Source organism: Nocardiopsis sp. iso_186, assembly GCF_056173365.1.
The window spans coordinates 1,547,631-1,567,738 of sequence record NZ_CM149670.1; the positions used below are offsets into that span (position 1 = coordinate 1,547,631).

General features: G+C 69.3%; 18 protein-coding genes. 15 read left to right on the plus strand and 3 right to left on the minus strand.

Translation table 11 applies throughout. From position 1 onward, the window contains the following. Nucleotides 1-70: 70 nt before the first annotated feature. Both AC0VYP_RS07010 and AC0VYP_RS07015 read right to left on the minus strand, forming a co-directional pair. Complete coding sequence (locus AC0VYP_RS07010; RefSeq protein WP_285759494.1) at nt 71-631, minus strand: hypothetical protein; 561 nt, start codon at nt 629-631, stop codon at nt 71-73. 121 nt (nt 632-752) lie between these two features. Continuing rightward, nucleotides 753-2,396: a serine/threonine-protein kinase gene (locus AC0VYP_RS07015; RefSeq protein ID WP_475473078.1), complete on the minus strand. Its 1,644-nt coding sequence runs from the start codon at nt 2,394-2,396 to the stop codon at nt 753-755. A gap of 303 nt (nt 2,397-2,699) precedes the next feature. Between AC0VYP_RS07015 and AC0VYP_RS07020 the strand changes: the two genes are divergently transcribed. Beyond that, nucleotides 2,700-3,092, plus strand: coding sequence for a DUF948 domain-containing protein (locus AC0VYP_RS07020; protein ID WP_285759496.1), 393 nt, complete (start codon nt 2,700-2,702; stop codon nt 3,090-3,092). Further along, complete coding sequence (locus AC0VYP_RS07025; protein ID WP_285759498.1) at nt 3,089-3,364, plus strand: DUF6167 family protein; 276 nt, start codon at nt 3,089-3,091, stop codon at nt 3,362-3,364. The genes AC0VYP_RS07020 and AC0VYP_RS07025 overlap by 4 nt, the downstream gene beginning before the upstream one ends. A 20-nt stretch (nt 3,365-3,384) precedes the next feature. Here AC0VYP_RS07025 and AC0VYP_RS07030 read toward each other — a convergent pair whose 3' ends face one another. Further along, on the minus strand, nt 3,385-4,029 hold the full coding sequence (locus tag AC0VYP_RS07030) for an NUDIX domain-containing protein (protein WP_475473080.1): 645 nt from the start codon (nt 4,027-4,029) through the stop codon (nt 3,385-3,387). A gap of 634 nt (nt 4,030-4,663) precedes the next feature. Between AC0VYP_RS07030 and alaS the strand changes: the two genes are divergently transcribed. The 13 genes from alaS (at nt 4,664) to AC0VYP_RS07095 (ending at nt 20,035) form a co-directional block, all read left to right on the plus strand. After that, nucleotides 4,664-7,336, plus strand: a complete 2,673-nt coding sequence (gene alaS / locus AC0VYP_RS07035; RefSeq protein ID WP_285759501.1) for an alanine--tRNA ligase — start codon at nt 4,664-4,666, stop codon at nt 7,334-7,336. Nucleotides 7,337-7,406: 70 nt separating this feature from the next. Next, nucleotides 7,407-7,886 carry a Holliday junction resolvase RuvX gene (gene ruvX, locus AC0VYP_RS07040; protein ID WP_285759503.1) on the plus strand — a complete coding sequence of 160 codons (480 nt, stop codon included), beginning with the start codon at nt 7,407-7,409 and terminating at the stop codon, nt 7,884-7,886. Beyond that, nucleotides 7,883-9,910: an endolytic transglycosylase MltG gene (gene mltG, locus AC0VYP_RS07045; protein WP_475473082.1), complete on the plus strand. Its 2,028-nt coding sequence runs from the start codon at nt 7,883-7,885 to the stop codon at nt 9,908-9,910. Before ruvX ends, mltG begins: the two co-directional genes overlap by 4 nt. Before the next feature lie 5 nt (nt 9,911-9,915). Continuing rightward, a complete protein-coding gene (locus AC0VYP_RS07050) occupies nt 9,916-10,764 on the plus strand; it encodes a shikimate dehydrogenase (protein WP_475473083.1) in 849 nt (282 codons plus the stop codon). A 280-nt stretch (nt 10,765-11,044) separates the two neighbouring features. Next, a complete protein-coding gene (gene infC / locus AC0VYP_RS07055; protein ID WP_285759508.1) occupies nt 11,045-11,758 on the plus strand; it encodes a translation initiation factor IF-3 in 714 nt (237 codons plus the stop codon). A 155-nt stretch (nt 11,759-11,913) separates the two neighbouring features. Next, nucleotides 11,914-12,105 (plus strand): 50S ribosomal protein L35, encoded by a 192-nt coding sequence (gene rpmI, locus AC0VYP_RS07060; protein WP_285759510.1) that lies wholly within the window; start codon nt 11,914-11,916, stop codon nt 12,103-12,105. A gap of 132 nt (nt 12,106-12,237) precedes the next feature. Further along, nucleotides 12,238-12,615 carry a 50S ribosomal protein L20 gene (gene rplT / locus AC0VYP_RS07065; RefSeq protein ID WP_285759511.1) on the plus strand — a complete coding sequence of 126 codons (378 nt, stop codon included), beginning with the start codon at nt 12,238-12,240 and terminating at the stop codon, nt 12,613-12,615. Between the two features lie 19 nt (nt 12,616-12,634). Then, nucleotides 12,635-13,465, plus strand: a complete 831-nt coding sequence (locus AC0VYP_RS07070) for a TrmH family RNA methyltransferase (RefSeq protein WP_475473085.1) — start codon at nt 12,635-12,637, stop codon at nt 13,463-13,465. Nucleotides 13,466-13,869: 404 nt separating this feature from the next. Further along, complete coding sequence (locus tag AC0VYP_RS07075; protein ID WP_285759513.1) at nt 13,870-14,961, plus strand: sensor histidine kinase; 1,092 nt, start codon at nt 13,870-13,872, stop codon at nt 14,959-14,961. Between the two features lie 115 nt (nt 14,962-15,076). Beyond that, the gene (gene pheS / locus AC0VYP_RS07080) at nt 15,077-16,195 is read left to right on the plus strand and encodes a phenylalanine--tRNA ligase subunit alpha (RefSeq protein ID WP_475473087.1); all 1,119 of its coding nucleotides are present in this window, start codon (nt 15,077-15,079) and stop codon (nt 16,193-16,195) included. Next, nucleotides 16,195-18,678: a phenylalanine--tRNA ligase subunit beta gene (gene pheT, locus AC0VYP_RS07085; RefSeq protein WP_475473089.1), complete on the plus strand. Its 2,484-nt coding sequence runs from the start codon at nt 16,195-16,197 to the stop codon at nt 18,676-18,678. The genes pheS and pheT overlap by 1 nt, the downstream gene beginning before the upstream one ends. Nucleotides 18,679-18,809: 131 nt before the next feature. Beyond that, nucleotides 18,810-19,295 (plus strand): MarR family winged helix-turn-helix transcriptional regulator, encoded by a 486-nt coding sequence (locus AC0VYP_RS07090; RefSeq protein WP_285759516.1) that lies wholly within the window; start codon nt 18,810-18,812, stop codon nt 19,293-19,295. Between the two features lie 98 nt (nt 19,296-19,393). After that, nucleotides 19,394-20,035, plus strand: a complete 642-nt coding sequence (locus AC0VYP_RS07095; RefSeq protein ID WP_285759517.1) for a pyridoxamine 5'-phosphate oxidase family protein — start codon at nt 19,394-19,396, stop codon at nt 20,033-20,035. Nucleotides 20,036-20,108 lie beyond the last annotated feature (73 nt).

Genomic DNA, 20,108 nt, shown 5'->3' on the forward strand with positions numbered 1-20,108 from the left:
GCGCCTGTTCACCGCCCGTCCCGTGCCCACCCGCAGCGGAGGGCGAGGGCCGTGACGAGAAGGCTGGGGATCACCCTCCGCCGTCGATCTGTGGGACTTCGGTGACCGCGGACAGCCGCAGTGTCCCGTCGTCCTCGGTGGTGTAAGTGATCTCGACCGGGATCGGGTCGGCACGATCGTTGACCGACCACACCAGGTCCACCGGGGTGGTGATCCAGGTGGGCGACCCCGTGGGGTCGAACAGGGGCTCGGTGACCCAGTCGGGAGCACACAGCAGCCCGCACCTGACGTCGGCGTCGGGCAGAACCTGCGCCCACTGGACCACTGCCTGCTCGGAGATGCCCCACAACGGCTTGCCGTAGGCCACCGAGGCCGTTTCCTCCTCCACCACCTCCGCCTGGAGGTAGTTCACCGCCAGTCGTCCTGGCGGACGGGTCTCCGCCGATTCCACCTCCGAGGCAAGGAAGACCACCGCCCGGCCCTGCTCGGGCAGCGGTGGCAGCGTCACGGCGGTCGTGACGGGCGACGAAGCCGAGGCGGGGGTGGCTTCGGGAGCGGACACCGAGCAGCCGCAGGCACACAGGACCAGCGCTGCCACGGTGCAGGGCAGTACCGGGGGAGAGAGCCGCATCCCCCGATTATGAACGCCCGGCCCCCGGGGTGTCCGCTCCTTGACTGAAACCGGTCACCGTCGGCACGAAGGGGCTCGTCGCGCAAGCGCGACGAGCCCCTTCGCCTTTCGCCCCCGGACGTCAGGGTGCAGGCGGGTACACCTCGGTGACCTGAATGATCGAGGGAGTCCCCGTCTCGGGGTCGGGCTCACCGAAGGTCGCCTCCGCGATCACCACATCACCCCAACTGAGGTAGTTGACCAGGTCGCGGCCGGTCACCGTATAGGTGCCCCGGTTCTGTTCGTCGGTGTAGACCTGTCCGGCGGCCAGACAGAAGTGCGCGCACAGCACCTCGGCATCGGCGGCGATCAGCGCCTCCAGCGGTTCTTCGGCACCCTCGACAGGTGTCCACCGCGCGCTCCACTCCTGCGGAGTGACGATCTCCTCGGACGAGGGAAGCCCGGCGTCGGGGTCAACCTCCTGCACCGGCGTGTAAGGCCAGGGGCCGGCCAGCAGGTTGTTCTCCGCAGGGCCGTCGAAGCGCACCATCATCGTCCCGCTGTCCAGCGGAGGCGGCGGCGTCGGGGAAGAACTCGGAGAGGGGCTGGGGGAGGGCAGCGGTGCGGCGGTACCCAAACCCCCGCCGAACGCGGCCACCCCGGCCCACGCCGCTCCGCCCAGCAGGACAGCACCCAGCACGGCGCTACCCGTCAGCAGCAGGGCGCGGCTGCGGGGCGCCTTCGCGGCAGAGGCGGTGGCCGTTGACGCTGCCGGCCGGAGGGTCGAAGTCTTCGCCGCGGCCTTGCCGGTCTTACCTTTGCCACGCTCGTTCAGGTGCACCACCCGGGGCAGGAGCGCAGGTTCCACGATGCCCTGCCATTCCCGGTTCAGCAGCCGGGTCACGCCCGTTCCGGGCCCCGCCTCGGTACCGACGGTGCCCAGCCCCTCCTCCCACAGTTGGATGGAGGCGCGCAGCAGTTCTTGACCATCGGGACGTTCGGCAGGGTCCTTGGCCAGTGCTGACTCCAGCAGCGGCCGCAATTCGGAGGGAACGCCTTCCAGGTCGGGGGCTTCCGACTCGACCCTGGCAGCCAGGACCGCGGGCTCGCCCATGCCGAACGGCAACCGTCCAGTCGCCGCGAAGGAGATGATCGCCCCCCAGGCGAAGGCGTCGGATGCGGGACTCGGTGCGGCGCCGTGGTGCCGCTCCGGGCCGAGCCACGCCGCGGAACGCCGCAGCGACTCGGGATCGCCGGGGAGGGAGCAGTCGAGAATGCGCGGGCCGGTGGAGCTGAGCAGAATGTTGCTGGGGGTCAGGTCGCCGTGGGACAGGCCGTGCGCGTGGAGGGAGCAGAGACCCTCGGCAAGCCCCGCGGCCAACGCGATCAGCCGGCCGGGGGTGAGGGGACCGCGCTTTCGGGCGTATTGCGCCAGGGGGATACCGGAGGCGTAGGGCATTGCCAGCCAAGGCGGATCGCCGGCGGAGTCGAAGGTGACGGGCGCCACGTAGCAGCGGCCGTCCACTCCGGCCAGTGCGCGCAGCCGCCGGTCCAATTCTGCGCGGGCGTTCCGGTCGGCGACGCGCGCGGGAGGCAGCGTCTTGACCGCGAGCAGGGAGTCCGTGCCCGCGGCGGGGTTCACCGCCGCATAGACGGTGCCCGTGCGGCCCGATCCGAAGCGGCCCACCAGCACGTAGGGGCCGATCGCCTGCGGGTCCTCGGGGGCGATGGGGCCCAGATCGGGCGGTACCAGAACGGAAATTGTCCGTTCGGAACGTCGGCTCATCGTGGTCCTGTCTCAAGGGATGCCGTGGGGGAGGGGAAACAGCGGGAGGCGCGGAGCCGCGCTGCGCAATCGTAACGAAAACCGCGTGTTGTGGCGCCGTACGTTTAGGACGCGCTATCCGGGTTACGGGTTTCCGGATGGTCGGAGGCGGTAGTGTCCCCCTGTCCGGCTCCTCTCGACCGCGAGGACCGCGTTCCCGGTCACCGACCGTGACTTTTCACCAGCCCAGCGCGTGGCAACGCGGTGCCCGCGCCGTTCCCGCTCGTTCCCTGTCCGAACGAACCAACAGTTAGCGGAGTTCGCATGCTGACCGGAGGAGAGCTCGCAGCCCTGATCGCCGTCGTGATCTGGGCGGTGCTGGCCGCATTCCTTTGCGTTGCCCTGATCAAGCTCACTCGGTTGTTGTCCGAGACGACCAAGGCGGTGTCAGAACTGCGCGAGCGCACCGGGCCGCTGCTCGACGATGTCACGGCCACGGTCGAGCGCGCCAACGGGTCCCTCGACCGGGTCGAGGAGATCACCGCCAACCTCGCCACCACGAGCGAGGACGTCTCCACGATGACGTCCCTCACGCGTTCGGTGGTCACCGGCCCGCTCGTCAAGGCGGCATCACTCTCGTACGGGGTGCGCCAGGTACTGGGCCGTCGTCGGGCTGTCGCCCTGATCCGCACCCGGCGCAGGAGGCAGCGCGCATGATCGGCAAAGGAATCTACTTCGTTGCGGGGGCCGCACTCGGCGGCTACCTCGTGCACAAGCTCAACCGGACCGCGCGCTCCTGGGGGCCCAGCGGAGTGGCCGACCGTGTCGGCGACCGGGTCCTGGAGTACCGCTCCGCCATCCGCGAGCTCAACGACGACATCGCCGGAGCGGTGGAAGAGCGCGAGGCCGAACTGCTCCGTCGTTACGGGGCCGAGGACACCGCCGCTGTGGAGCCTCGAAGGCACAGGGGCGTGTTGCCCGGGGCGTAACGGCGCGGGCCCGGGGCCCTTCACCCTCCGAGGGCGTCCGGGGGCCTCACGGGGCCGCCCGGGGCCCGCGCCGGTGGACTCTCCCCCGTGTGGCCCGGCGCAGTCTCCTCGACGACCGATCGGGCCGGCCGGGCCGTGCCAAGGCCGGTTGCCACGAGGTACAGCAGCGCGTTCATCGAGGTTCCCGACACGAGTTCGCGTTCGGCCACCAGCGCAGGCACCCGGTTCAACGGGACCCATTCGATGCGTTCGGCCTCCCAGTCCTCCTGCGGTGCGCCGATATGCTCAGCGGACCGGGCGAAGAAGATGTGGTGCGCTGAGTCGGAGATCCCGCTTGAGGGCTGGGTATACAGCAACGGCCGAAGCGGGCCAGGTCGCCAGCCCGTTTCCTCCTCCACCTCGCGGGCGGCCGCGGCCGCGGGCTGTTCGCCCTCCTCGACGCCCCCGATCGGAATCTCGTATCCCCAGGTGTCGGTGATGAACCGGTGCCGCCACAGCAGCAGCACCTCGCTCGCCTCGTTCATGACGACCGCGCCCGCGCCGGGCGCCGAACGGATCACCCGGTGTTCGAGGTGCCTGCCGCCGGTGACCTCCACGTCGGCGACACGGATGTCGAGCCACCGGTCCTGGTAGAGCGGTTTCTCGGAGTGGACGGTCCAGCGCATGATGCTCCTTGCCGAGAGTTTTGTGGGCCAAGGCAACCACAGGGGCTGTCACTGCCGCGTCCCGCACTGCTCCCGGTGTCTCGGCGAGGTGTGTGCGCCCGGGCGGTGCCTCGGCTGCCCCGTCCCCGCCCGATCGACGGGAACAGCCGACGGAACAAGGACGACCAGGGTTCTCGCCACTCCCCTCAGCGGGACGCCGCCCCGCTGACCGGGAGGGCCCCGGCTCGAAGGCACGGAGCCGACGCGCGCCTGTTCCGGTTCGTTGACGCTCGTCCGGTAACGGTTATGCCACACGCCCCGATCGCACTATTGTTCGGGGTGGTGGGCACTGGGCGTGCGTTTCGCTGTTTGCATGTGTGGCTTTCTTGCGCCTGCGACATGCTTTGCGCGTCGATGAATAGGCTTGGCGGTAGATTCGGGGCGGCCCTGCCCGGCCGGCAGACCGGAGTCAACTACCGGTACCAATCCGCACCACCTGGACGTTCCCGGCGCCCGCGCCCGCGGCGCAGGCGCGAACCGATGAGCGTCCACACGACCTTTAACCCTACGATGGGCGCCTACGTTGTCGTAGGCCATGCCGCCGGGAACCGCGTACCGCTGCCGGTGGCTGTAGGACCGATACGGGAGGGCACCAATGGAGACGGCAGAGATCGCTCGCCGATTCCTCACTTTCTTCGAGAACAACGGACACACCGTCGTGCCCTCGGCAAGTCTCGTCGCAGACGACCCGACGCTGCTGTTCGTCCCGGCCGGGATGGTGCCGTTCAAGCCGTACTTCTTGGAGCAGGCGACACCCCCCTACGACCGGGCCACCAGCGTCCAGAAGTGCATCCGCACCAACGACATCGAAGAGGTCGGCAAGACCTCGCGTCACGCGACCTTCTTCCAGATGCTGGGCAACTTCTCCTTCGGTGACTACTTCAAGGAGCAGGCGATCCCTCTCGCCTGGAAGCTTGTCACCGACCCGGTCGCCGAGGGCGGCTTCGGTATCGACCCCGACCGTCTCTGGGTCACCGTCTACCTCGACGACGACGAGGCCGAGGCGATCTGGCGCGACAAGGTGGGCGTGTCGCCCGACCGGATCCAGCGCCGCGACATGGAGGACAACTTCTGGTCCATGGGCGTGCCCGGACCCTGCGGCCCCTGCTCGGAGATCTTCTACGACCGCGGTCCCGAGCACGGCGCCGAGGGCGGCCCGGTCGCCGACGAGGACCGTTACGTCGAGATCTGGAACCTCGTGTTCATGCAGTTCGAACGTGGGGAGGGCGGCACCAAGAAGGGCTACCCGATCCTCGGTGACCTGCCCAGCAAGAACATCGACACCGGCCTGGGACTGGAGCGTCTCGCCTCGTTGCTCCAGGGCGTCGACAACATCTACGAGACCGACACCCTCGGCCGCATCCTCCAGCGCGCGGCCCACCTCACCGGTGTCGCCTACGGTACGAATCCCCGTGCCGACGTCAGCCTGCGGGTCATCGCCGACCACGTGCGCAGCGCCACAATGCTCGTCGCCGACGGTGTGAAGCCCGGCAACGAGAAGGGCGGCTACGTCCTGCGTCGTATCCTGCGACGCTCCATCCGCAACCTGCGGCTGCTCTCGGGGGACGAGTCGTTCCACATGCACGACCTCACCGAGACCGCGATCAGTGTCATGAGTGAGCAGTACCCCGAACTGCGGGCCAACGCCGACCAGATCCACGGGGTCATCGACGCCGAGGAGAAGAACTTCGCCGACACGCTGCGCTCAGGCACCACGCTGTTCAACCGCGCAGCGGAGCGGACCAAGGCCGCGGGGAGTACCGGCTTCTCCGGGGCGGACGCCTTCCAGCTCCACGACACCTACGGCTTCCCCATCGACCTCACTTTGGAGATGGCCGCTGAGCAGGGCCTCACCGTGGACGAGGACGCGTTCCGCCGGCTGATGCAGGGACAGAAGGACGCGGCCAAGGCCGACGCCAAGGCCAAGAAGATCGGCAACGCGGACGTCAGCACCTATGCGCGGCTGCTGGAGAGGTCCGGTCCCACGGACTTCCTCGGCTACACCGAGACCGAGGGCGAGGCCACCGTTCTCGGCCTCGTCGTCAACGGCGAGGACGCCACCATCGCGCGCGCAGGGGACAAGGTCGAGCTCGTCCTGGACCGCACCCCCTTCTACGCCGAAAGCGGTGGCCAGCTCGCCGACAAGGGCACCGTCACCATCGACGGCCGCGGCGTCGTCGACATCGACGACGTGCAGAAGCCCATCGCCGGGCTGTTCGCCCACCGCGGTACCGTGCGCAGCGGCGAGGTCGTCGTGGACGACACCGTCCACGCCGCCATCGACACCGGTCGCCGCGGCTCGGTGTCGCGCTCGCACTCGGCCACCCACCTCATCCACTCCGCGCTGCGCAACGCACTTGGCCCCTCCGCCGGCCAGGCCGGGTCGGAGAACCAGCCGGGGCGTCTCCGCTTCGACTTCACCGCGGGCAAGGCCCTTACCGGCGACCAGCTCGTCCACGTGGAAGAAGAGGTCAACACCGTCCTCGCCGAGGACATCGAGGTCCGCTACCACGAGACCACGCTCGACAACGCGCTGGCCATGGGCGCGCTGGCAATGTTCGGCGAGAAGTACGGCGACACCGTGCGCATGGTGGAGATGAGCGACTACTCCCGCGAACTGTGCGGCGGTACCCACGTCGGTGCCACTGGACAATTGGGCCTGGTCAAGCTGCTGGGCGAATCCTCGGTGGGTTCCGGGGTACGCCGGGTCGAGGCCCTGGTCGGTATCGACGCCTTCCGGCGTCTGTCCACCGAGTCGGCGCTCGTCGGCCAGCTCTCCGAGCAACTCAAGACTCCGCGCGAGGACCTGCCCCAGCGCATCGACACGATGGTCTCCCGGCTGCGCGCGGCCGAGAAGGAGATCGAGAAGCTGCGTGCCGCCCAGGTCCTCCAGGCCGCGGACGGTCTGGCCAAGGGCGCGCACGACATCGGCTCCGTCCGGGTCGTGGCCCACCGTGCGCCCGACGGGACCGGACCCGACGATCTGCGCACGCTCGCCCTCGACGTGCGTGGCCGCCTGGGCGAGGACCACCCGGTCGCCGTCGCGATCGTGGCGGTCCCCAAGGACCGTCCCGTCGTGGTGGTCGCGGTCAACAAGACCGGGCAGGCCGCCGGTCTCAAAGCCGGTGACCTCGTGGGTGTCGCTGCCCGCGCGCTCGGTGGCGGCGGCGGTGGCAAGGCCGACGTCGCCCAGGGCGGCGGGACCGACGCCTCTGCCGTGGACGCGGCGCTGCGCGCCGTGGAACAGCGAGTCTCGGAGGTCCCGTGACCGGCCCGGATCGCGCGCCGACCGTCCCCGCGGTCGGCGTCGCCGGCAGGCGCTGCGAGGTGCTCTTCCGTTGAGAAACGGTGTGCGACTCGCGGTGGACCCCGGAAACGCCCGGATCGGGATCGCGCGTAGCGATCCCAGCGGCACTCTGGCAACCCCGGTGGAGACCATCCGCCGGGGGGCCGGTGACCTCGACCGCATCGTCGCCCTCGTCCTTGAGTACGAGGCGCGTGAGGTCGTTGTCGGTTATCCGGCGTCGCTCTCTGGAGCGGAGGGGGCCGCCGCGCGCAGCGCGCGCTCCTTCGCCCGCGCCCTAGCGCGCAAGCTCGCCCCCGTCCCGGTGCGTCTGGTGGACGAGCGTTTGACCACCGTCACCGCACAGAACCAGCTGCGGGCGGGAGCCTCTTACGGCAAACGAGGTGCCCAAGGCGGCCGGGCAAGGCGTTCGGTCATCGACCAGGCCGCCGCGACCGTGCTGTTGCAGAGCGCACTCGACGCCGAACGGCGCACCGAGCAGCCCCCCGGTGAACTCGTCGAGGAAGACCCATGAGCGGCAACGACCACCACATCGATCGTCCCCGTGCATCAAGATCCCCCCGTGACCCTCGCGTGCGCCGACCCGAACCGGTGACCGATCCCTGGCAGTCCGCGGACGACGCCGAGTTCCGACGGCGGGGAGAGCCGGGTGCACGCGCCCACCGCGACGAACACGGAGTCGGCAGACGGGGGGAAGGCCCCGCGCCGGAAGAGGCGGACCGGCCGCGCACGCCCGCGGCCGGACTCGACCTCGGCGCGGACACCGAGAGGCCGCGTGGCCGACGTCGCCGGCCGGGCCCGGCCGACACCGGCTCGATGCCCCGTATCCAAGACGACACCGCCGCACCAGTGGCGGATCCGCTCCAGGAACAACCCAGGGGCCGCCGCCGCAGGTCCGACACAGGTGCCGAGGAACTCGGTGCGCACCCCGGTACCGGTCCGATCCCGACCGACCGCCGCCGCGGTCCGCGGCGGCGACCTTCCTACGACGAGTTGGCCCCGGAGTCCGACCGGAGTTCCGGACGAGGGCCCGATCCGCTGGACGACGCTCCCCCTCCCCGCCGCCGTCCGCGTGCGGTCGCCGACGAGGGAACGGGGGAGCAGACCGGGGCGTTCGCGGCGCCGGCCGACAGCGACCCCGTGGACACTCCCCGGCGTGTCCGGCGCGGCGCCGAACCGGCGGACGGTCGGCGCTCACGCCGTGCCGAGCCCGCGGAGGAGCCGGTCGAGGCGCTGGTCGGAGTCCCTGGTGGGGATCCGGCCCCGGAGCGGGGCTCCCGCCGCTCGCGCCGCGAGCGCGACATCGATTCCGACCCGGAGGAGGGGACGGGCTCGCTGCCCCTTCCCTTCGACGCCGAGGAGCACGGCGAGGACGACGAGGACGAGCGTCCCCGCTCGCGGCGTTCCAGGCGCGGTGACGATGACGACGACCGGGGCGGACGCCGAGGAGGCGGACGCCGCAAGGCCAAGGGCAAACGGAAGCGCAAGGGCGGGTTCGCCTCGTTCTCCGCGGTCATGGTGCTCGTGGTGCTGCTCGGCGTCGGCGGTTTCGGTGGCTACACCCTGCTCAGCACCTACGTGATCCCCCCCGACTACTCCGGCGAGGGCAACGGTGAGGTCGAGATCGTCATCGAGAACGGCGACTCCGGGACCACGATCGCCCAGAAGCTGGAGGAGGCCGGTGTCGTCAAGAGCGTGCGTGCGTTCACCAACGAGCTTCGCGGTCAAAACGCCAACTTCGCCCCCGGTACCTACTTGCTGCGCTCGCAGATGAGCGGGGCCGCGGCCGTGCAGCTCCTCCTGACCCCGGAGGCCCGGGTCGGGGTGCGCCTCACCATTCCCGAGGGACTGCGTGCCGTCGAGATCCTGCCGCTGATCGCGGAGGAGACCGGCATGGAGCCGGCGGACCTGGGTGCCGCCTACGCCGATGAGGAAGCGCTCGACCTGCCCGACTACGCCGAGAACGGGCCCGAAGGGTTCCTCTTCCCCGACACCTACCAGATCGATCCCGGCACCACCGCAGCCGACCTGCTGAAGCAGATGGTCAACCGGCACAAGAGCGTCGCCGAGGAGATCGACCTGGTCGAGAGGGCCGAGGCGATCGGGTACACCCCCAACGAGGTCATGGCCACAGCGGCGATCATCCAGGCCGAGACCGGCAGGGTCGAGGACATGGGCAAGATCTCCAGGGTCGTCTACAACCGTCTCGACATCAATATGCAGTTGGGGATGGACAGCACCTGCTTCTACGTCCTCGACGAGTACGGCACCGCACTCAACGACGACCAGCTCATTCGTTGCAGGGACTCCGGCAGCGACTACCGCACCTACTACCGAACCGGTCTGCCCATCGGTCCGATCGTCAGTCCCGGTGCGGATGCCATCGAGGCCGCATTGGAGCCGGAGGAGGGGGAGTGGTTGTTCTTCGTCGCCACCGACCCCAGCAGCCTGGTCACCAAGTTCGCGGTGACGGAGGCGGAGTTCACGCAGCTCAAGGAAGAGTTCGAGGCGAACCGTCTAGCGCAGGCACAGGAGTGAGCACGATGACGTCCATACGACGCGCAGCCGTCCTCGGCTCGCCGATCGCCCATTCTCTGTCGCCGGTGTTGCACACGGCCGGGTATGCGGCCCTCGGCCTGGCTGGGACGTGGGACTACGGACGTCATGAGTGCGACGAACAGGGGCTCGCGGCGTTCCTCGCCGGTTGTGACGACTCGTGGGCCGGCCTGTCACTGACCATGCCGCTGAAGAGGGCGGCGCTGGGCCTGGCCGACGAGGTCAACGAATTGGCGATTGCGGTGGGCGGGGCGAACACCGTCGTCTTCGGCCCGGACGGTCACCGCTACGCCTACAACACCGACGTCGAGGGAATCGTCGCGGCCAGCGTCGAATCCGGTATCTCCGGTCTGCGCACCGCCACCATAGTGGGGGCCGGGGCCACGGCGGCCTCGGCGCTTGCCGCGGTACGCCGGCTCGGTGCCACAGAGCCGGGGGCCGTCACGGTGCTTGCCCGCGACCTCGCCCGTACCGGTGAGCTGGTCGATGCCGCCGAGCGGATGACGGCGAAACCCGTGCTGGCCCCACTGTCCGAGGCCGCCGCCCACCTGGAGACCGATCTCGTCATCTCGACACTGCCCACCGGCGCGGCCGACCACCTCGCCGAGGCGGTCGCGCAATCGGGGGCCCCGGTCTTCGACGTGGTCTACGCGCCCTGGCCGACGGCGTTGGGTGCCGCTGTGGAACAGGCGGGTTCGGTCGTGATCGGGGGCTTCGCCATGTTGTTGCACCAGGCGGGTGCCCAGCTCAGTCTCATGACCGGGCGGGCAGCACCGATCGAGGCGATGCGCGCCGCCGGCCTGGCGGAACTGGCGCGTCGAGCGGCCGGGGAATGACCGGCGCGGTCCTGCGGTTGTAGTGATCGGGGGGAACCCCTTGGTGCGGTGCCTGTCGTGGAGGTCCGCGACGTCCCTATTTCTTGATAGGGTGAGGCACTGACCTGATCCGGTGCACGTGTGCGCCGGATATGTAAGCGGAGGGCGATCCTCCCACCTGTAGGGCGAACAGCCTCTGCGGGTTCCGGTTTCAAGCGGTACCGGTTCGCCGAACTAGTCGGTTCGGCACGGTGTCGCGGTTCGAGCACCAAGCCCTCGGGCGACGTTCTCGCACCAACCGGTGGATCGATCACCCCGCTTGCACCAGCTGGCGGGGTTTTTCGCGTCTTGGCACTGCACCGTTGGGAAACCCCCCACATATCAACGAGATACTCGACGAAATTTAGGGAGGGGTCCCATCAGCGCTGAGCAGCCCCGCATTAACGACCGCATCCGGGTACCCGAGGTCCGCCTCGTAGGACCCAACGGGGAGCAGGTCGGAATCGTCCCTGTCAACGACGCCCTGCGTCTCGCACAGGAGGCCGATCTCGACCTCGTAGAGGTCGCACCGACCGCCCGTCCGCCGGTCGCCAAGCTGATGGACTACGGAAAGTTCAAGTACGAGTCCGCGGTCAAAGCCCGTGAGGCGCGCAAGAACCAGACCAACACGATCATCAAGGAGATCAAGCTCCGTCCCAAGATCGACCCGCACGACTACGAGACCAAGAAGGGTCACGTCGTTCGGTTCCTCAAGGGCGGGGACAAGGTCAAGGTGACGATCATGTTCCGCGGCCGGGAGCAGTCCCGCCCGGAGCTGGGTTTCCGTCTGCTGCGCCGGCTTGCCGAGGACATTCAGGAACTGGGTCAGGTCGAATCCCAGGCCAAGCAGGACGGCCGAAACATGGTCATGGTGATCGGACCGCACAAGCGGCGCGCCGAGCACAAGGCCGAGGCCCGTGCCGCCGCTGAGGCCGCCAAGGCGCGCGACGAGCGCCCCGCGGCTGACTCCGAGTAGGCATAAGCAGCATCCGCCTGACGCATCGAGACGAGCGCGGGCGCGCGGTCCCCACCGGGACCGCGCACCCCGCTCTCTTCATGCCCGGCGTGGACATTCGCACCACCGTCACCGATGGTGCACCGACTGATAGTTGAGAAGGAGCGACGGCGCCAATGCCGAAGAACAAATCGCACAGTGGAGCCAGCAAGCGTTTCCGCGTCACCGGCACCGGCAAGATCATGCGTCGCCGCGCCAACAAGAACCACCTGCTTGAGCACAAGGCCACCAAGCGCACGCGTCGCCTCACCCCGGACGTGCAGCTGTCCCCGGCCGACACCAAGAAGATCAAGAAGCTGCTCGGCTAGTTCGGTCCCTCGGGCGGTCCCCTTCGCCCGATCTGCACGTTTGTTTCGACTGGCCCCCGAATCTGGACGGATTCGGATGCGGCCGACCGGTGGCGCGCACGAAGCCCACCGGCTATTCATGAGGAGTTCCAAGTGGCACGCGTGAAGCGGTCTCTCAACGCCAAGAAGAAGCGCCGCGTCGTTCTCGAACGCGCCAGCGGATACCGCGGCCAGCGGTCGCGTCTGTACCGCAAGGCCAAGGAGCAGATGCTCCACTCGATGACCTACGCCTACCGCGACCGCAAGGACCGCAAGGGCCAGTTCCGTCGTCTGTGGATCCAGCGCATCAACGCCGCCTCCCGCGCCAACGGTCTCACCTACAACCGCTTCATGCAGGGGCTCAAGGCCTCCGGCATCGAGGTTGACCGCCGGATGCTCGCCGAGCTGGCCGTCAACGACTCCGCGACCTTCGCGACCCTGGTCGAGACCGCCAAGAAGGCCATCCCGGCCCCCGCCAAGTCCGCGGCCTGAGCGGCGGCGTAACACAGCTATGGCGAGCCACGAGTTCACGAGTATTCGGTCACCCAGGATCAAGGGAGCTCGTCGGCTCGCCAAACGCGCTTTCCGGCAACGCGAGCGGCGCTTTCTCGCGGAGGGGCCGCAGGCGGTGCGCGAGGCGCTGGCTCAGCCCGGCGTCGTGCACGAGTTGTACAGCACGGCTGAAGCCCTGCAGCGCCATGCCGACCTGGTGCATGTCGCGGAGGCCGCGGGCGTCCCGGTGCACCGGGTCACCCTTGAGGTCATGACCGAGCTCGCCCAGACGGTCACCCCGCAAGGCCTGCTCGCGATCTGCTCTTTCGTCAACGTCGGCCTGGCCGACGTCGGTGAGATCCGTCTCGCCGTAGTTCTCTCCCACGTCCGTGACCCCGGCAACGCCGGAACCGTGCTGCGTACCGCCGACGCCGCCGGCGCCGACGTGGTCGTCTTCACCGACGCCTCCGTGGATCCCTACAACGGCAAGTGCGTGCGCGCCTCCGCAGGCAGCCTGTTCCACCTCCCGGTCGTGGTCGGGCCGCGCGTCGGTGAAGTCGTGCGTCATCTTCGCGACTCCGGCGCGGCGGTGCTGGCGGCCGACGGCGGCGGCGACCGCGACCTCGACTCGGTCACCGATTCAGGCGGCCTTGCCGGACCGGTGGCCTGGGTCTTCGGCAACGAGGCGTGGGGGCTGCCCGAAGAGACGGTGGCACTCACCGACGGTGCGGTCAGTGTTCCCATCTACGGTGCGGCCGAGAGCCTCAACCTCGCCACGGCCGCGGCCGTGTGCCTCTACGCCACCGCTCGCGAGCAGCGTCGTGCCGCGGCCACCGCGTCCTTGGGCTGACGCCTCCCGCCCGCTCCAACTGTGTTCCGGTCACCCGTTGTTATGCGTCATACGCGTAACGACCCTTGAGTCGGGTAGCGCGCAGTCGCCGCTGGTCGTGTCGGACGCCACTCCCACTTTGGCTACGCAGTGTGCTGATTTACCCCCTGTTTTCGGGAAAACAGCGGCGTTGTCGGGTTGCCCGCCTACCCACAGTTGCCGATACGCTCATGCTCTTAGGCCCTACACACCCTTACGGGTGGACGATGCGACGTGCTCCGGGCGATCGGCGCAGTCGTGGGCGTAGTCGGCGAGAGCAGCGGGTAACTCCCTTCGGGGGTCGTGTCTGCGTCGCAGACGTCCACTGGACGCGCGCTGTACAACACGGGCGGTTTCGCGGTCGGCAGGAACGCGGATGTTCACATATGGCTTGGGAGGCGGTCGTGGGCGGCGACCAGTCGGCAGTTGGCGGTACGGGACAGGACATCTTGTTCTCGACCGAGGAGCTTCCTGACGGAGTGCTGATCGCCGACGCCCGGGGACGGGTGGTCGCCTTCAACCGGATGGCCGCCCACCTGACCCGAACCAGATCCGACTCGGCCATCGGACGCGATTTCCGTGATGTCCTGCCCCTCCAGGACGCCGAAGGACGCGACTGGTGGAAGTGCACGGACCCCTACGGCGGACTGGCCATCCGGGTCCGCCAGCCCGAACGGGTACTGTTGCTCCCCGACGGCCGCGAGGTCATGATGGCTGCCCGTTATGTTCGGGAGCGCCCGTGCGGTCAGGTCACCCGACTCGTGGTCACGCTGCGCGATGCCGCACATCGGGCGCGCTCCGAACGCAGCCGGGCCGACCTCGTCTCCACCGTCGCCCACGAGCTGCGCTCGCCGCTCACCAGCGTCAAAGGTTTCACCGCCACTATGCTCGCCAAGTGGGACCGCCTCAACCGGACCCAGAAGCTGTTCATGCTGGAGACGGTCAACGCCGACGCGGACCGGGTCACCCGGCTCATCACGGAGCTGCTGGACGTCTCCCGCATCGAGTCGGGCCGGTTGGAGATGCGCCGGCAAGTCGTGGACCTGGCCGAGCGCACGCGCAGGGTGATCACCGGGCGTATCGCTGCGGGCGACGCAGTGGACCGGTTCCGCCTCGATGTGCGCGGTCCCCTCCCCGAGCTCTGGCTGGACTCCGATCGCGTTGACCAGATCATGTCCAACCTCGTCGAAAACGGTGTGCGGCACGGCGCTGGTACTGTCACCATTGTGATCGAGCCGTTCGAGGGAGGGGCAGCCGTGTCGGTGCGCGACGAGGGCGAGGGCATCGCGCCCGACGCCGTGCCGCGCGTCTTCCGCCAGTTCTGGCGCAACAAGCGTCGCGGCGGCACCGGCCTGGGGCTGTTCATCGTCAAGGGCCTGATCGAGGCCCACGGTGGCGCGATCACGGTCGGCCGCGCGCCCAGCGGCGGCGCCGAGTTCCGATTTACCGTGCCCGCCGGTACCCCCGAGTTCGTCTGACGGCCTCGGCATCGGCGGGCCGACCCTGACTTCCCTGTCGGCTTGAGTCCGCCGCTTTGCCGCGGTGGGCCATGAGTGCCGCCCCGCATGGCGCGGGCGGCGAGGCAACCACCCTATGTCTGCACCGAACAATTCCCATGATCTCGTCGAGGCGCACGCGCTGAACCCGGACGAGGTCGCCCGTATGCGTGCCGAGGCGATGGAGGCCGTCGCCGCGGCGAACAGCCTCGATCAGCTCAAGGAGGTCCGGATCGCCCACGCGGGCGACCGGTCCCCGCTGGCACTGGCCAACCGTGAGATCGGCGGTCTCCCCCCCGCTGCCAAGGCCGACGCCGGCAAGCGCGTCGGCGGCGCGCGCAGGGAGATCTCCGAGGCGTTCAAAACGCGTCAGGCCGAACTCGAAGAGGAGCGCGACGCCCGCGTCCTGGTCGAAGAGGCAGTGGACGTCACCCTGTCCTTCGACCCGATCCCGCGTGGTGCCCGGCACCCGCTGACCACCGTCGCCGAGCGTATGACCGACATCTTCGTCGGCATGGGCTTCGAGGTCGCCGAAGGCCCCGAGGTCGAGGCCGAGTGGTACAACTTCGACGCTCTCAACTTCCTGCCCGACCACCCCGCCCGCAGCATGCAGGACACCTTCTTCGTCGAGGGGCCTGGCGGAGCCCACTCCGGTCTGGTGTTGCGCACCCACACCTCCCCGGTCCAGGTGCGAGCGCTGCTGGACCGCGACGCACCGGTCTACGTGGTCGCTCCCGGAAAGACGTTTCGCACCGACGAGCTGGACGCGACGCACAGCCCGGTCTTCCACCAGCTCGAAGGCCTCGTCGTTGACGAGGGGATCACGCTGGCGCACCTGCGGGGCGCGATCCAGGTGTTCGTCGAGCGCATGTTCGGGGAGGGTCTGCGCACCCGGATGCGTCCCTCCTACTTCCCCTTCACCGAGCCTTCGGCCGAGGTGGACATGGAGTGCTTCGTCTGCCGCGGGGCATCCGTGGGCGACCCCGACGCGCCCTGCCGGACCTGCTCCTCCGAGGGGTGGATCGAGATCGGTGGCTGCGGCGTGATGAACCCCCGTGTGCTGACCGCCGCGGGAGTTGACACCGAGCGCTACAGCGGGTGGGCGTTCGGCTTGGGCATCGAGCGGACCCTGATGTTCGCCCACGGTGTCAAGGACATGCACGACATGGTCGAGGGTGACGTCCGGTTCACCGCGGCCTTCGGGATGGAGATCTGATGCGCGTCCCCCTTTCCTGGTTGCGGGAGTACGTCGAACTGCCGGCGGAGGTCACTGCGCGCCAGCTCGCCGCGAAACTGATCTCGGCGGGGCTCGAAGTCGAGACCGTCGATGAACTGGGCACCGACATCACCGGTCCGATCGTTGTCGGCCGGGTCGCCACGATCGAGGAGCTCACCGAGTTCAAGAAGCCGATCCGCTTCTGCACCGTCAACGTGGGCCAGGCCAACGGCACCGGTGCGCCGCAGGAGATCGTCTGCGGCGCGCGCAACTTCGCCGAGGGCGATCTCGTCGTGGTCTCGCTGCCCGGCGCGGTCCTTCCCGGCGGGTTCGCCATCGGTGCGCGCACGACCTACGGCCGCATGTCGGCCGGCATGATCTGCTCGGCCAGCGAACTGCAGTTGTGGGACGATCCCTCCGGCATCATCGTGTTGCCCGCGGGAATCGCCGAGCCCGGTAGCGACGCCTACGCGCTGCTGGGGGTGCGCGATGACGTCCTGGACATTGCAGTGACCCCCGACCGCGGCTACGCGCTGTCGATGCGAGGGGTGGCCCGTGAGGCCGCCGCCCTCTACGACGTGGCCTTCACCGATCCGGCCGGCCTCGCCGCTCCGGCCGTGGAGAAGGACGGCTACCCCGCGACGGTGGCCGATTCGGCGATCTGCGGACGCTACGTCCTGCGCGGGGCCACCGGGTTCGATCCGGCGCTGCCCAGCCCGCCGTGGATGCGCCGCCGTCTCCACATGGCGGGGATCCGCTCGGTCTCCCTGGCCGTGGACGTCACCAACTACGTGATGGTCGAGACCGGGCAGCCCCTGCACGCGTGGGACCGCGCCACTGTGCAGGGTCCGATCCGGGTCCGTCTGGCGGAGCCGGGGGAGAAGCTGGAAACCCTCGACCACGTCGTGCGCACCCTCGACCCCGACGACATCCTGATCGCAGACGACTCCGGCCCGATCAACATCGCCGGGGTCATGGGTGGCCTGAGCACGGAGATCAGCGACACCTCGACCGACATCCTGATCGAGGCGGCGCACTTCGCCGACACCCACATCGCACGCGCCTCGCGCCGGCACCAGCTCTCCTCGGAGTCCTCGCGCCGCTTCGAGCGGGGGGTCAACTCCGCGGTACAGGTGGCCGCGGCCACCCGCGCGGTCACCCTGCTCGCCGAACTGGGCGGTGCGGTCGTCGAGGACGCGATCACCCACGTGCACGGCACCACCCCTCGCGCACCCATCACGATCGCTGCGGGGCACGCCGGCCGGGTCGCGGGCGTGGACTACCCGGTCGAGACCGAGATCGCGCGGTTGCGCCTGGTGGGCTGCGAGGTCGAGGCGGACGGCGACACGCTCACGGTCACCCCGCCGACCTGGCGCCCGGACCTGACCGACCCCAACGACCTGGCCGAGGAGGTCATCCGGTACGAGGGATACGAGAACATCCCCGCGATCAGGCCGCGCGCGGTCGCGGGCCGGGGGCTGACCCGCAGCCAACGGCTGCGCCGCGCGGTCGGGCGCACCCTGGCCGACACCGGGTTCAGCGAGGTACTCAACTATCCGTTCGTGGGGGAGCGCGATCTCGACGCGCTCCAGCTGCCCGCGGACGACTCCCGCCGCGTCGCCCTGAGGCTGGCCAACCCGCTCAACGATGACGAGCCGCTGCTGCGCACCACGCTGCTTCCGGGACTCTTCAAGACCGTGGCCCGCAACGTCGGCCGTGGTTTCGCCGACGTCGCGCTGTTCGAATCGGGCCTGGTCTACCGGCCGCGGCCCGGTGCGCCGGAGGTGGCCCCGATCCTGGCGGTGGACCGCGGACCGACCCCGCAGGAACGCGCCGGCCTCGACGCCGCGATCCCCGACCAGCCGCGCCGGGTCGGCGCGGTCCTGGCCGGCCAACGCGAACGTGCAGGGTGGTGGGGCCCTGGCCGTGCCGCGACCTGGGCCGATGCGGTCCACGCCGCCCGCGAGGTCGCAGCCGTCGCGGGGGTGCGACTCGATGCGCGCGCCGCTCAGCACGCCCCCTGGCACCCCGGGCGCTGCGCGGCTCTGTACGCCGGAGCGACCCTGGTCGGTCACGCCGGTGAACTCCACCCCCGGGTGACCGAGGCGTACGGGCTTCCCGAGCGCACGGTCGCCATGGAGGTCGAATTGGACCTCGTGGAGGGCCTTGCGAGGAGCGGGCAGGCTCCGGAGGTGGCCACCTATCCGGTGGCCAGTCAGGACGTCGCGCTGGTGGTCGATGCCGCTGTGCCCGCGGGAGAGGTCGAGGCCGCCTTGCGGGAGGGGGCGGGTGCGCTGCTGGAGAGCATTGCGCTGTTCGACGTCTACACCGGCGAGCAGGTGGGGCAGGGAAACAAGTCCCTCGCCTACGCGCTGCGGTTGCGTGCTTCGGACCGCACCCTGACGGCCGAGGAGGCCACTGCCGCCCGTGATTCCGCGGTTGCGCTGGCAGCCGAGCGCACCGGTGCGGTCCTGCGGGGATAGGGCCCGCCGCGTTACGCCGACCCTCTCCGCCCCTGACCAGGCTCGGTCGGGGGCGGAGGGCTTTGGGTGGCGTCCTGCCTACCGAAGGGGTATTTTATTTTACGGGGAAGATATTTCTTGGGGGGTAAGCGATGACCACGCTGTCCGGCGGGCCGACCGACGACCAGATCACCGATGACGACCTCATCACCAGTTGGGGATTGTTCCACGAGGCGCTGAGCGCGACGATGCCCATCCTGCTGCGCGGGATCGATCCGTGCGGTCGTGACATGTCCGGCCCGTGGTTCGAGGTCATGATCCGCCTCCAGCGTTCCCCCGACAACCGTCTCCCCATGAGCCAGCTTGCCCGGGAGGTGTCGCTGAGCAGTGGTGGGTTCACCAAGCTGGCCGACCGGTTGGAGCGCAACGGCTTCCTGGTCCGCCAGTCCTGCCCTTCCGACCGCAGGGTCACCTATGCGGCACTCACCCCCGAGGGGCTGGAGCTTGCGGAGCAGGCCAGGGCCAAGCACGTGGCGCTGCTGCGTGAGCACGTGCTCGGGGTGCTCGGTTCCGAAGGGATCCACTCGCTGGCCGACCACGCTCGCAAACTCCGCGACAACTCCCGCGAGATCGCCTGACACCGCGTGGAGCGTACGCGAACACCAGTGCGTTAGGCTTGCCTAAGTTTTTTCTTGGCCAAATGGCGCCGGTATAACCGGTGTACAGGGGGAGCGGGATGACCGGGCTGACGGGGATGGACGACGCGGCGGTGGTCGCCGATCACGCCTCGTTGCGCGCGCTCGTCGGGGAGGCCGGCCAGAACGTCCTGGACAAGGACATCGGTCGCATCGACCGCCATGCCGCGGACTTCATCGCTCGCTCTCCCTTCGTGCTTCTGGCCACCTCCGGGCCTGACGGCACCTGTGACGTCTCGCCGCGCGGAGAGAATCCCGGCGGTTTCCTGGTGGTGGACGAACGCACCATCGCCATCCCCGACCGGCCCGGCAACCGCCGCCTCGACAGCCTGACCAACCTCATCGACAACCCCGAGGCCGGCCTGCTGTTCTGCGTTCCGGGGATGGAGGAGACACTACGGGTCAACGGTGCGGCCCAGATCGTCACCCAGGCGTCCCTCCTCCAGCAGATGGCTGTCAACGGCAGGCCCCCCACTCTGGCGATCCGGTTGCGAGTCCGTGAGCTCTACTTCCACTGCGCGAAGGCGTTTCGCCGATCGGGGCTGTGGAAGCCCGAGAGCTGGCCTGATCGCTCGGAGCTGCCCACCCTTGGACGCATCGTCAAGGACCAGAGCGGTACGACCGTCCCGGCCGCCGTCATCGACGCAGGTCTCGCCGCTGACGCCCGAACGAACCTCTACTAGGATCGCTGTCCCCGGGGGCCACGGCCCCCGATAGCCTGTGCCCAGAATGCCCGTATCTCAACGGGCGGCGGGC